The organism is Pseudomonas subflava (assembly GCF_023823685.1).
GTDB classification, from domain to species: Bacteria; Pseudomonadota; Gammaproteobacteria; order Pseudomonadales; family Pseudomonadaceae; genus Aquipseudomonas; species Aquipseudomonas subflava.
This window is the reverse complement of sequence record NZ_JAMXBF010000005.1, coordinates 410,409-423,430: the sequence shown is the minus strand read 5'-3', so window position 1 is coordinate 423,430 and position 13,022 is coordinate 410,409. Positions and strand designations below refer to the sequence as shown.

Sequence of the window (13,022 nt, the reverse complement as noted above, 5' to 3'; positions counted from 1 at the left end):
GCCTCTCAGAACAAGGACGCTCGATATGAACAAACTACTTCTCGCTTCACTGCTCGTTGTCGTCGCCAGCAACGCCCAGGCCGCCACCCTGCGCTGCGAGAACGGCATCGCCGACCGGGGCGATCGCACCTCCGAAGTGCTGCGCAAATGTGGCACCCCGGTCAGCCAGTCGGTCACCGGCTACGTACTCGACAATAACGGCAACCACAAATTCGTGAAGGAAGAGTGGGTGTATGGCCCACGCAGCGGGATGATCTATTTCCTGCAGTTCGAGGGCGAGCGCCTGGTCCGGGTCAACAGCAAGCGCAGCGACTGACGCATGCTGATCATCCCCGCCGAACACCCGCTGGACTGGAAGCGCCCGCCGGTCGTCACCCTGTTGCTGATCCTGCTCAACGTGCTGATCTACTTCGGCTACCAGGGCGGCGACACGGCGCGCCGCGAGGCCGCGGTGCAGGCTTACCTGGACGGCGGGTTGCTCGGCCGCGAACGGGCCCTGTTCCTCGACAGCCTCTCAAGCCGTGAAGGGCTGGAGCGCGACGAGCGCGAATACGTCGACGGCCTGCGCCGCCAGGAGCTGGCGACCTGGGTACTGCATGATCTGCAGTTCGAACAGGCCGTGCATCAGCGCGCCGACTACCGTGCCGACCCGGACTGGCAGACGGCTCGCGCCAGGGCGGAAGCGGCGCGTGACCGCATCAGCCTGTTCCGCTTCGGCTTCATTCCGGCGAAATTCAGCCTCGAGGGGCTGGTCGGCGCGATGTTCCTGCACGGCAGCTTCGAGCACCTGCTGGGCAACATGCTGTTCCTGTTCATCTTCGGCTTCGCCCTGGAGATCGCCCTGGGGCGCACTGTCTATCTCGGGCTCTACCTGCTCAGCGGCCTGGCCTCGCACCTGCTGTGGTGGGCGCTGGACCCGGCCTGGGTGACCGGCGTCGGCGCCTCCGGGGCGATCTCGGGGTTGATGGGCATGTACATCGGCGTCTACGGCCTGCGGCGCATCAACTTCTTCTACTGGCTGGGCCCGCTGATCGGCTACTTCAAGGCGCCGGCGCTGTGGATCCTGCCGGTATGGATCGGCAAGGAACTTTACGGCCTGCTGGCGGCGGACGACCACACCAACTACTACGCCCACCTGGGCGGCCTCCTCGCCGGGTTCCTGGCCGTGTGGCTGGCGCGCCTGTCGGGGCGCCTGCACATGGATGAGGCCTATCTGCACAAGGAGGACCCGGACGCGCCGTTCAAGCGCGAACTGGCTTCTCTGGATCAACTGATCGGCCGCTTCGCCCTGCCCCAGGCCGCCGAGCGCGGCCCTGACCTGCTGGCCCGCTATCCGGGCCGACCGGCGCTGCTGGAGCGTCTGTACGCCGTCGCCTGTGGACGCCAGGACAAACCGCTGCTGACGCTGGTACTCAAGCAGCTGTTCGCCCTGCCGGAAGGCGCGGAGCTTCGTCCCCTGCTGTTGCGCCTGGCCACGGACAGCCGGGAGCAGCCGATGCTGGCGCACCCCGCCGTGCAACTGCACCTGCTGCAGAAATTGCTCAGATGCGGTGAGGGCGCCCAGGGAATGACGGCCTGGCGCCGCCTCAGCCGGATGCCGCAACCGCCGCAACAGTTACCGTCGCTGACGCTGCAGCTGGCCAAGCAGCAGGGGCAGCGCCAGGATCTGCAGGCCGTGAGCGAATTGGCGCGCTACCTGAGCACGGCCTTTCCCGAGGCGGAACAGACCCGCCAGCTCGCCCTGTACCGGCAGCATCTGGCGCGCTGAAAATGAAAAAGCCCCGCAAGCGGGGCTTTCTCATATCAGCGGCCAGCGTTACAGCTTGCTGCTGAAGTCGCGCACTTCCTCTTGCGCCCGTTCCTTGGTCCAGCCGTAACGCTCCTGCAGCTTGCCTTCCAGGTATTCGCTGTGGCCCTCGACGATATCCAGATCGTCGTTGGTCAAATTGCCCCAACGCTCCTGCATGCGGCCGGAGAGTTGCTTCCACTTGCCTTTGATGACGTCGGAATTCATGGCGGTATCTCCCGATTGAGGAAGTGCCGGCTCAAGGCCGGCACTCCGGTGGGTTTTACTCGGTGGACTTCAGGCCGTCGGCGGAAACGGAGGTCACGCCCTTGATGGCCTTGGCCTTCTCGACGGCCAGGTCACGCTCGGCGTCGCTCGGCACTACGCCGGACAGCGAGACCACGCCCTCGTTGGTTTCCACTTTGATGTCCAGACCACTGATGCTGTCGTCAGCCAGGAAGCTGGCCTTGACCTTGCTGGTGATCCAGGTGTCGGAGACCGCCTCTTCAGCGTTTTCGACGGTCTCGTTGGCGGCCAGCTGCATCGGCTGCAGGGAGGCCGGCGAAGTCACTTCGTCAGCGAAGGCCGCGTTGCTCAGCGGCAGGCCCAGGACGGCGGCAGTAAGGGCGGCGAGGGTCCACTTGTTGAACTGCTGTTTCATGGCGATCTACTCCTGATTGCTTCGGAATATTCGCAGCCAACTCCTGGCTGCGCTTGCAAGGGAGATATCGCAAGCGCTGTGCCAACCCGAACGGCATAAAATATCGTTTATTTTCAATAGCTTATAAAACGCCCATCTTTCGGCGAGTATGCAAAATGCCGATCTGCGCGGTTTGGGCCGTGCAGAATGCAATACCCTCAGGCCAGTTTTGCCAGCGTCGCCTCAAGGCGAGCGACCTCATCCAAGAGCGGCGATTGCGGATAGCGAATGCGGATGAACGTCAGCAGTTTCTGCGCCGGCTCCACCTGCCCCAGTCCTTCGGCGAAGCCGTGGGCGGCCAGCAGATAGGCCCTGGGAATATGCGGATAGTCCGGGAAGCGCTGGTGCAGGTTGCGCAGCATGCTCAGGCCCTCGCGGGTCTTGTGACGCTCCAGTAACGCCTCCGCCACCCGCTCGCAGACCTGCGCATCCTCGGGCAGGTAATTGGCCTGGAGCTGGCGCGCGTTGAGCAGGGCGAAAACCGCCTGAGCCGGATTGAGCCGGGCGGCCAGCGGCAAATAATGGGCAAGGTGACGCAGGCAGCGCTCGCGGGCATTGAGGCCGAAGAGCAACTGGTGGAAGCGCTCATTGAGCTTCAGATCGTTGGGCGCGACGTCCAGGGCCTTGGCCAGGACTTCCAGCGCCTGCGCGCTCTGCCCCTCCTTCAGTCGCACCTCGGCATCGGCCAGCGCACGACGGCGCCGGTACTCTTCGCCCGGATAGCCACGCGGCTCCTCATCATCCACCGCCACATAGCCCAGCGCGCCCTGATACTGGAATACCGCATAGCCCATCATGGCGCACATCACCACGCTGAAATACCCGAACAGCAGCGCCGCGATGGGCATCAGCACCACCTTGGGCAGGCCGCTGGCGAGCATGTAGACCACCACTCCCGGCGACTGCCAGAGGATGAAAAGAAACGCCCAGAGAATCAGATAGCGCCAGCCCATGGCCTTGATCACCGCACCCACCTCGTCCGGGCTGAGCGCGGCGCCCAGGGTCTTGTCCAGGGCGAGACGGATGATGCTGGCGGGAATCAGCAGCTGTACGCCCAGGGTCGCCGCCCAGAACAGCGCCTCGCTGTCGAAGTCCGCCGCCAGCCAGACCACGGCGAAACTGACGAAAAAGATCACCAGCAGACGCCAGAACAGGCTGAAGCCCTCGCCGTCGAAGGCTTCCGTCAGCCGGGGAGCTTCGCGCACGCCCTGGCTGGAGTTCTCGATCACGCTCTGCAGGTACTTGGTGGCGACGCAGAACAGCGCCAGCCACAGCAGCTTCCAGGCCGGCATGAACAGGCTCGCCAGGCACAGCGCCGCGGCGAAGGCCAGCGGTCCCGCCTGCAGGCCGTAGCGAAAGAAGGTGGGGATGCGCTGCCAGAACGGCTGCGCAGTATTGGCCGCACCGAGAAAGCGCAGCTTGCCGGCGCACAGTGGGCAGGTCGGTTCCAGCTCCGGCGCGTCGGCGTTGAGCGGGACGCAGCAGTCGCCGTAGTCGCGCTGGCAGGGCGAGCAGTGCCAGGTGGCGGGTTGCGCGGGGTGGTAACGACAGTGGGTGATTTCCATCGCCAGACGTCCTTGTTTGGGCACTGCGGAAAGGCGCCATTGTCGGGGCAAAACGCGGGCAAAAAAAAGAGGGCCCCGTGGGGCCCTCCTCTCGTGCTGCGTGGCTAGGACTCAGACGCCCGAAGCCTTGGCAGCGGCGACGTCCTTGATCGACAGCTTGATGCGGCCGCGGTTGTCCACGTCCAGCACCAGTACTTCGACTTCCTGGCCTTCCTTCAGTACGTCGGTGACCTTCTCGACGCGCTGATCGCTCAGCATCGAGATGTGCACCAGACCGTCCTTGCCCGGCAGGATGTTGACGAAGGCGCCGAAGTCGACGATGCGCTCGACCTTGCCGACGTAGATCTTGCCGATCTCGGCCTCGGCGGTGATCGCCAGCACGCGCTGCTTGGCAGCCTCGGCGGCTTCCTTGGTCTCGCCGAAGATCTTGATCGAGCCGTCGTCCTCGATGTCGATCGAGGCCTTGGTCTCTTCGCAGATGCCGCGGATGGTGGCGCCACCCTTGCCGATGACGTCGCGAATCTTGTCCTGGTCGATCTTCATCGCCAGCATGGTCGGAGCGTTGGCCGACAGCTCGCTGCGCGATTGGGAGATGACCTGATTCATCTGGCCAAGGATGTTCAGACGGGCTTCCAGAGCCTGACCCAGGGCGATCTCCATGATCTCCTCGGTGATGCCCTGGATCTTGATGTCCATCTGCAGGGCGGTGACGCCCTTGGAGGTACCGGCGACCTTAAAGTCCATGTCGCCCAGGTGGTCTTCGTCACCCAGGATGTCGGTCAGTACGGCGAACTTGTCACCTTCCTTGACCAGACCCATGGCGATACCGGCCACCGGCGCCTTCATGGGCACACCCGCGTCCATCAGGGCCAGGGAAGCGCCGCACACGGAAGCCATGGAGGACGAACCGTTGGACTCGGTGATCTCCGAGACGATACGGATGGTGTACGGGAACTCGTCATTGCTCGGCAGCATGGCGGCGACGCCACGACGGGCCAGGCGACCGTGGCCGATTTCGCGGCGGCCGGTGGCACCCATGCGGCCACATTCGCCGACCGAGTACGGCGGGAAGTTGTAGTGCAGCATGAACGGATCGCGCTTCTCGCCTTCCAGGGTATCCAGCAGCTGGGCATCGCGAGCGGTACCGAGGGTGGCAACGACCAGGGCCTGGGTCTCGCCACGGGTGAACAGGGCCGAACCGTGGGTCTTGTCGAGGACGCCGACTTCGATGTTCAGACCACGCACGGTGCGGGTATCACGACCGTCGATACGCGGCTTGCCATCAACGATGTTCTGACGAACGGTGCGGTATTCGATCAGACCGAAAGCGTCTTTGACTTCACCGGAGGACGGCTGGCCTTCTTCGCCGGAGAACTTGGCGACGACCTGATCGCGCAGCTCGTCCAGACGGTTGTAGCGGTCCTGCTTGATGGTGATGGTGTAGGCCTGGGAGATGGCTTCGCCGAACTCGGCCTTGATGGCGCTGAGCAGGGCGGTGTTCTCGGCCGGGGCGGTCCAGTTCCAGCGCGGCTTGCCGGTTTCGGCAGCCAGCTCGCCAACGGCCTTGATCACGGCCTGGAACTCTTCATGGGCGAACAGTACGGCGCCCAGCATCTGGTCTTCGGTCAGCTCTTTGGCTTCGGATTCGACCATCAGTACGGCGTCTTGGGTACCGGCTACGACCATGTCCAGGCTGGACGCCTTGAGCTGCTCGTAGTTCGGGTTCAGCAGATAGCCGGTTTCCGGGTGGAAGGCCACGCGAGCGGCGCCGATCGGGCCGTCGAACGGGATACCGGAGATGGCCAGGGCGGCCGAGGTGCCGATCATGGCGGCGATGTCCGGGTCGGTCTTCTTGCTGGTCGAAACCACGGTGCAGATGACCTGCACTTCGTTGAGGAAGCCTTCCGGGAACAGCGGACGGATCGGACGGTCGATCAGGCGCGAGGTCAGGGTCTCTTTCTCGGAAGGACGCGCTTCACGCTTGAAGTAGCCACCCGGAATCTTGCCGGCGGCGTAGGTTTTTTCCTGGTAGTGCACGGACAGCGGGAAGAAGCCCTTGCCCGGGTCGGCTTGCTTGGCGCCAACCACGGTGCACAGCACGCTGACGTCGTTGTCAACGGTGACCAGCACGGCGCCGGAGGCCTGGCGGGCGATGCGCCCGGTTTCCAGGGTGACGGTCGACTGACCGAACTTGAATTGCTTGATTACCGGATTCACGGAGTTTTCCTTCTCTATGTTGCCTTGGGGAAATCGGTGGAAGGTACGGGAGTCGGCCCGTGACATTCCTGCAGATAGCTAAAAGCTGAAAGCCCGAAGCCGAAAGCGAGAGGGTATCCCGACTTTCGGCTCCGAGCTTCCAGCTTCAAGCGTGCGGCTCGCGCGCTATTAGCGACGCAGACCCAGGCGACCGATGAGGGCGCTGTAACGACTGGTGTCCTTACCCTTCAGGTAGTCCAGCAGCTTGCGGCGCTGGTTAACCATGCGGATCAGACCACGACGGGAGTGGTGGTCTTTGCCGTTGGCCTTGAAGTGGTCCTGCAGCTTGTTGATGTTGGCGGTCAGCAGGGCAACCTGCACTTCCGGAGAACCGGTATCGCCTTCAGCTTGCTTATAGTCGTTAACGATCTGGGCTTTCTCTTCAACGCTCAGTGCCATGATGGGCTCCTTGAGTGAACAGGCCGGGAACCAGTCCCGTGTTTTAAAAAGAGGAATGACCGTGCCTGCTGACAGCCACCCTCGTTTCGGTCCTGCGACCGAATTCTGGTCCCGGAGTCCGGCTCCGGGTCCTACCCGCGTCAGGCGCCGGTAGAAATCAATCGTTTCGGGGCGATACGCCCGTCGTCGCTCATTTCGCCGATCCCGATGAAGCGGCCGGTATGGTCGGTCACCCGCACCATGCCGAACTTCGGCGCCTCCGGCGCGCGCACCGGCTGGCCATGCAGCCAGTAGTAGGCGCTGTGCTCGGACAACTGCAGCAGCGGCCAGTGTTCCAGGCCGCTGTCGACCGGCAGGAGGAACTGATCCAGCGCCTCGTTACCGCCTTCGGCATGGGCCTTTTCCAGCGCCTCCAGGCTCACCGCCTGGGCCAGTACGAACGGACCGGCCTGGGTCCGGCGCAGTTCGGCGACGTGGCCACCACAACCCAGCTCGCGGCCGAGATCCTCGACCAGGGTGCGGATGTAGGTGCCCTTGCTGCAGGCCACGGACAGGCGCAGTTGCGCGTTATCCAAGGCCAGTAATTCCAGGCGCGCGATAGTAACAGATCGCGCCTCGCGCTCCACTACTTCGCCGGCACGGGCCAGCTTGTACAACGGCTGGCCGTCCTTCTTCAGGGCGGAGTACATCGGCGGTATCTGTTTGATTTCACCCCGAAAACGCGGCAGCAGGGCCTCGACGGCGTCCCGACCGGCGGTCACCTCGCGGCGCTCGACGATTTCGCCCTCGGCATCGCCCGTGGTGGTGGTCACGCCCAGCTGGGCGACCGTCTCGTAACCCTTGTCGGCGTCCAGCAGGTACTGGGAGAACTTGGTTGCCTCGCCGAAGCACAGCGGCAAAACGCCGGTGGCCAGCGGATCGAGGCTGCCGGTGTGCCCGGCCTTCTCGGCGTTGAGCAGCCAGCGGACCTTCTGCAGGGCCTGGTTGGAACTCATGCCGCGCGGCTTGTCGAGGATCAGGATGCCGCTGACATTGCGACGAATACGTTTAACCTGCGCCACTGTCAGTCGTCCCGATGCTTGCTGTCTTCGGCCACGGCGCGCTCGATCAGCGCCGAGAGATGCGCGCCACGAGAGATGCTTTCGTCATAGTGGAAATGCAGCTGCGGCAAGCTGCGCAGCTTCATCGACTTGCCCAGTAGCATGCGCAGATAGCCGGCGGCCTCGTTGAGAATCTCCAGATTCAGCTTGACCTTCTCGACGTCGTTTTCGCCCATCACGGTGATGAAGACCTTGGCGTGGCCCAGATCGCGACTGACGTCCACGGCGGTGATGGTAACGAAGCCCAGGCGCGGGTCGCGGACCTCACGCGGAATCATCTGCGCCAGTTCGCGCTGCATCTGGTCACCGATGCGCTGGGTACGGCTATATTCTTTGGCCATTTTTCCTACCTCTCCCGCCGCGCTTGCGTACGGGTTCAAAAGCGGCAAACGCCCGGCCGCGCTGATGCGGGGCCGGGCGTCGCGTGTTGCAACTCGCGCTTAGAGCGTACGAGCCACCTGGACCTTCTCGAACACCTCGATCTTGTCCCCGACCTTGACGTCGTTGTAGCTCTTCACGGCGATACCGCACTCCATGCCGTTACGCACTTCGCCGACGTCGTCCTTGAAGCGACGCAGGGATTCCAGCTCGCCCTCGAAGATCACCACGTCGTCGCGCAGTACGCGGATCGGACGGTTACGGTGGACGGTACCCTCGATGACCATACAGCCAGCGACGGCGCCGAACTTCGGCGAACGGAACACGTCACGCACTTCGGCGGTGCCGAGGATGTTCTCGCGAACATCGCTGCCGAGCATACCGGTGAGCGCCTTCTTGACGTCTTCGATGATGTCGTAGATGACGTTGTAGTAACGCATGTCGATGCCTTCGGCCTCGACGATCTTGCGCGCACCGGCGTCGGCACGCACGTTGAAGCCGAACAGCACGGCGTTGGAGGCCAGCGCCAGGTTGGCATCGGACTCGGTGATACCACCGACGCCGCCGCCGACCACGCGTACCTGCACTTCGTCGTTGCCCAGGCCGCTGAGCGAGCCTTGCAGAGCTTCCAGAGAACCACGAACGTCGGACTTGAGGACGATGTTGAGCGTCTTCTTCTCCTCCTGGCCCATGTTCTCGAAGATGTTTTCCAGCTTACCGGCGTGAGCCCGGGCCAGCTTGACCTCGCGGAACTTGCCCTGACGGAACAGGGCCACTTCGCGGGCCTTCTTCTCGTCGGCGACCACGGTCATGTCGTCACCGGCATCCGGGGTGCCGTCCAGGCCGAGAATCTCGACCGGAATCGACGGACCGGCTTCCTTGATCGGCTTGCCGTTCTCGTCGAGCATGGCGCGCACGCGGCCATAGTTGACACCGACCAGAACCATGTCGCCCTGACGCAGGGTACCGTCCTGAACCAGCACGGTGGCCACCGGGCCACGGCCCTTGTCCAGACGGGACTCGACCACGACACCGCGGCCAGGAGCCGACGGGGTGGCTTTTAGCTCGAGAACTTCGGCCTGCAACAGCACGGCTTCCAGCAGTTCGTCGACGCCGGTACCGGCCTTGGCCGAAACGCCTACGAACGGAGCATCGCCGCCCCACTCTTCCGGGATCACATCCAGCGCGGCCAGGCCGTTCTTGATGTTGTCCGGGTTGGCGTCCGGCTTGTCCATCTTGTTGATCGCGACCACGATCGGCACGCCAGCCGCTTTCGCGTGCTGCACGGCTTCCTGGGTCTGCGGCATCACACCGTCGTCGGCCGCCACCACCAGGATGACGATGTCGGTGGCCTTGGCACCACGAGCACGCATCTGGGTGAATGCGGCGTGGCCGGGGGTATCGAGGAAGGTGACCATGCCGCGGTCGGTTTCCACGTGGTAGGCACCGATGTGCTGGGTGATGCCACCGGCTTCGCCAGCGGCTACCTTGGCACGACGGATGTAGTCGAGCAGCGAGGTCTTACCGTGGTCGACGTGACCCATCACGGTCACTACCGGCGCGCGATGGAAGGCTTCACCTTCGAACTTCAGCGATTCGGCCAGTTGCTCTTCCAGGGCGTTGTCGCTGACCAACTTGACCTTGTGGCCAAACTCTTCGGCGATCAGCTGAGCAGTTTCCTGGTCCAGCACCTGGTTGATGGTCACCGGAGTGCCCATCTTGAACATGAACTTGACCACTTCGGCGCCCTTGACCGCCATCTGGGCAGCCAGGTCACCAACGGTAATGGTCTCGCCGATTGCTACATCGCGCACAATAGGTCCTGTCGGGCTCTGGAACCCGTGCTGGTTACGCTTCTTCGGCTTCATCCGGCCGCCGCGACCGCGGTAACCATCGACTTCTTCGTCGGTGCTGCGCGGAGCGACGCGCGGAGTCGGCGCCTTGTCCTTGGGAGCAGGACGATGCTGCGCGTGCTTGCGATCGCGACGGTCGTCGTCATCGCTGCGAGCCGGCTTCTCTTTTTCCTTCTCGAGGCGACGCGGCTCTTCCTTCTTGCGCTCGACGACGGCCGGAGCGACTTCGGCAGCCGCGGCAGCTGGAGTCTCGTCGGCGGCCGGAGCCACAACCGCCAGAACGGCGGCGTCCTGTTGCTTGCGAGCCTCGACCTCGGCCTGCTTGCGCGCCTCTTCCTCGGCCTTCAGGCGTGCAGCCTCTTCGACGGCACGTTGCTCTTCCAGCTCGCGTTGCTTCTCGGCTTCGATCTCGTCCGGGCTACGCTTAACGTAGGTTTTCTTCTTGCGCACTTCCACGCTGATGGTCTTGCTACCGGCAACCTTCAGGGTGGTGGTGGTCTTGCGCTGCAGGGTGATCTTGCGCGGCTCTTCCAGCTTTTCGCCGTGGCTGCCTTTCAGGTGCGCGAGCAGGGCCTGCTTTTCGTTATCAGTTACCACTTGCTCGGCACTGGTGTGCGGCAAACCCGCCTCACGCATCTGCTGCAGCAGGCGCTCCACTGGTGTATCGACCACTTGGGCCAGTTCTTTCACCGTGACTTGCGTCATGCATCTCTCTCCTCGGGCCGCAACCGCTTACTCGAACCAGTGGGCTCGGGCGGCCATGATCAGCTTGCCGGCACGCTCTTCGTCGATGCCGTCGATGTCGAGCAGGTCGTCGATCGACTGCTCGGCCAGATCTTCGCGGGTAATTACGCCACGCACTGCCAGCTCCTGAGCCAGGCCCTTGTCCATACCGTCCAGCGACAGCAGGTCTTCGGCAGGCTGGGCGTCGGCCAGCTTTTCTTCAGTGGCGATGGCCTTGGTCAGCAAACGGTCCTTGGCACGGGCGCGCAGCTCGTTGACGATGTCCTCGTCGAAACCGTCGATGCTGAGCATCTCTTCCATCGGTACGTAGGCGATCTCTTCCAGGCTGGTAAAGCCTTCCTCGACCAGCACCTGGGCCAGCTCTTCGTCCACATCCAGTTCGTCGACGAAGTTCTGCAGGATGTCGCCGGTCTCGGCTTGCTGCTTGGCCTGAATGTCGGCCTCGGTCATCACGTTCAGGGTCCAGCCGGTCAGCTGGCTGGCCAGACGCACGTTTTGGCCGCCCCGACCGATGGCCTGGGCCAGGTTGTCCTCGGCCACGGCGATGTCCATGGCATGGGCATCTTCGTCGACGATGATCGCCGCCACTTCGGCCGGGGCCATGGCGTTGATCACGAACTGGGCGACGTTCTCGTCCCACAGCACGATGTCCACGCGCTCGCCGCCGATCTCGCCGGAGACGGCCTGCACGCGCGAACCGCGCATGCCGATGCAGGCGCCCTGCGGATCGATACGCTTGTCTTTGGAACGCACGGCGATCTTGGCGCGCGAACCCGGATCACGGGAGGCGGCCATCACTTCGATCAGGCCCTCGGCAATTTCCGGCACTTCGATGGTGAACAGCTCGATCAGCATCTGCGGCGCGGTGCGCGACAGGATCAGCTGCGGGCCGCGGTTCTCGGTGCGGATTTCCTTGAGCAGGGCACGCATACGCGCGCCGACGCGGAAGGTCTCGCGCGGGATGATGTCTTCGCGGGCCAGCAGGGCCTCGGCATTGTTGCCGAGATCGACGATCACGCTGTCGCGGGTGACCTTCTTCACGGTGCCGGAGATGATCTCACCGACACGCTCGCGATAGGCGTCGACCACCTGGGCACGCTCGGCCTCGCGCACTTTCTGCACGATCACCTGCTTGGCGGTCTGCGCGGCGATGCGGCCGAACTCGATGGAATCGACCGGCTCTTCGACGAAGTCGCCGAGTTTGGCACCGGCTTCGCGCTCCTGAGCCTCTTCCACGGTCAGCTGGGCGGCCGGGTTTTCCAGGTCTTCCTCGGCAACCACTTCCCAGCGGCGGAAGGTTTCATAGCTGCCGGTATGGCGATTGATCGCCACGCGCAGCTCGACTTCGTCGTCGAAACGTTTCTTGGTCGCCGTCGCAAGAGCCAGCTCCAGCGCTTCGAAAATTACACCGGCCGGTACGCCCTTCTCGTTGGATACCGACTCTACAACCAGCAGTACTTCTTTACTCATCGTACGCCTCGCCTTTCGCAATCCATTGGATCCGCGGGATCCGCGTCTCAGTCAAAACGGGGAATTATGTTGGCCTTGTCGATCAGATCGATCGGCAACAGGAATTCGTGGTCATCCACCAGTACCACCACGTCCTGCTCCTCCACACCACGGAGGAGGCCCTGGAAATTGCGCCGTCCGTCGAAGGGCGAACGCAGTTTGATCTTCACCTGCTCGCCGGAATGAGCCGCGAACTGTTCGAGGGTGAACAATGGCCGATCCATGCCAGGCGAAGACACTTCCAGGGTGTATTCGCTGCTGATCGGGTCCTCGACATCCAGCACAGCGCTGACCTGCCGACTCACCGTCTCGCAATCTTCGATCAGGATGCCGTTGGCATGATCGATGTACACGCGCAGCAGGGAATGCCGCCCCTGGGAAATGAACTCGATCCCCCAGCATTGGTAGCCGAGCGACTCGACCACCGGGGCCAACATGGCCTGCAACTGTTCCAGCTTGCTCGACACCCGAAGCCCTCCGCGCATGTCGTAGAAATAAAAAATGGGCGAAACGCCCATCCATCTTGCCGCCCGACTGAAGATGCCGGCGGCGGACTGTCCAGCTAGCAAAAAGCCCCTGAATAAGGGGCTTCTTTACGACTGGTTGCGGGGGCTGGATTTGAACCAACGACCTTCGGGTTATGAGCCCGACGAGCTACCAGACTGCTCCACCCCGCGCCAAAGCTGGGCCAGAAGTATACGGATCTAACCCCCGAGGGTCAACCGAGCTCCT

Annotated in this window: 12 protein-coding genes and 1 tRNA gene; 2 read left to right on the top strand and 11 right to left on the bottom strand. The window is 63.4% G+C overall.

The window, feature by feature from the left end:
- The first annotated feature begins 25 nt into the window (after nucleotides 1–25).
- A complete protein-coding gene (locus NF616_RS08650; RefSeq protein WP_252272822.1) occupies nucleotides 26–316 on the top strand; it encodes a DUF2845 domain-containing protein in 291 nt (96 codons plus the stop codon).
- A gap of 3 nt (nucleotides 317–319) precedes the next feature.
- Nucleotides 320–1,768, top strand: a complete 1,449-nt coding sequence (locus NF616_RS08645; protein WP_252272821.1) for a rhomboid family intramembrane serine protease — start codon at nucleotides 320–322, stop codon at nucleotides 1,766–1,768.
- A gap of 48 nt (nucleotides 1,769–1,816) precedes the next feature.
- Here NF616_RS08645 and NF616_RS08640 read toward each other — a convergent pair whose 3' ends face one another.
- The 11 genes from NF616_RS08640 to NF616_RS08590 form a co-directional block, all read right to left on the bottom strand.
- A complete protein-coding gene (locus NF616_RS08640) occupies nucleotides 1,817–2,014 on the bottom strand; it encodes a CsbD family protein (protein WP_252272820.1) in 198 nt (65 codons plus the stop codon).
- Between the two features lie 55 nt (nucleotides 2,015–2,069).
- Entirely contained in the window at nucleotides 2,070–2,447 is a 378-nt protein-coding gene (locus NF616_RS08635) for a BON domain-containing protein (RefSeq protein WP_252272819.1), read from the bottom strand.
- Between the two features lie 197 nt (nucleotides 2,448–2,644).
- Entirely contained in the window at nucleotides 2,645–4,051 is a 1,407-nt protein-coding gene (locus tag NF616_RS08630) for a hypothetical protein (RefSeq protein WP_252272818.1), read from the bottom strand.
- A 111-nt stretch (nucleotides 4,052–4,162) separates the two neighbouring features.
- A complete protein-coding gene (gene pnp / locus NF616_RS08625) occupies nucleotides 4,163–6,268 on the bottom strand; it encodes a polyribonucleotide nucleotidyltransferase (protein WP_252272817.1) in 2,106 nt (701 codons plus the stop codon).
- Nucleotides 6,269–6,436: 168 nt separating this feature from the next.
- Nucleotides 6,437–6,706 (bottom strand): 30S ribosomal protein S15, encoded by a 270-nt coding sequence (rpsO, locus tag NF616_RS08620; RefSeq protein ID WP_021700421.1) that lies wholly within the window; start codon nucleotides 6,704–6,706, stop codon nucleotides 6,437–6,439.
- 140 nt (nucleotides 6,707–6,846) lie between these two features.
- A complete protein-coding gene (gene truB / locus NF616_RS08615) occupies nucleotides 6,847–7,767 on the bottom strand; it encodes a tRNA pseudouridine(55) synthase TruB (protein ID WP_252272816.1) in 921 nt (306 codons plus the stop codon).
- Between the two features lie 2 nt (nucleotides 7,768–7,769).
- Nucleotides 7,770–8,147 carry a 30S ribosome-binding factor RbfA gene (gene rbfA / locus NF616_RS08610; RefSeq protein WP_252272815.1) on the bottom strand — a complete coding sequence of 126 codons (378 nt, stop codon included), beginning with the start codon at nucleotides 8,145–8,147 and terminating at the stop codon, nucleotides 7,770–7,772.
- A 99-nt stretch (nucleotides 8,148–8,246) separates the two neighbouring features.
- Nucleotides 8,247–10,742 (bottom strand): translation initiation factor IF-2, encoded by a 2,496-nt coding sequence (gene infB / locus NF616_RS08605; RefSeq protein ID WP_252272814.1) that lies wholly within the window; start codon nucleotides 10,740–10,742, stop codon nucleotides 8,247–8,249.
- A 27-nt stretch (nucleotides 10,743–10,769) separates the two neighbouring features.
- Entirely contained in the window at nucleotides 10,770–12,251 is a 1,482-nt protein-coding gene (gene nusA / locus NF616_RS08600; protein ID WP_252272813.1) for a transcription termination factor NusA, read from the bottom strand.
- Nucleotides 12,252–12,298: 47 nt separating this feature from the next.
- Nucleotides 12,299–12,757: a ribosome maturation factor RimP gene (rimP, locus tag NF616_RS08595; RefSeq protein WP_252272812.1), complete on the bottom strand. Its 459-nt coding sequence runs from the start codon at nucleotides 12,755–12,757 to the stop codon at nucleotides 12,299–12,301.
- 133 nt (nucleotides 12,758–12,890) lie between these two features.
- A tRNA-Met gene (locus NF616_RS08590) sits at nucleotides 12,891–12,967 on the bottom strand.
- Nucleotides 12,968–13,022 lie beyond the last annotated feature (55 nt).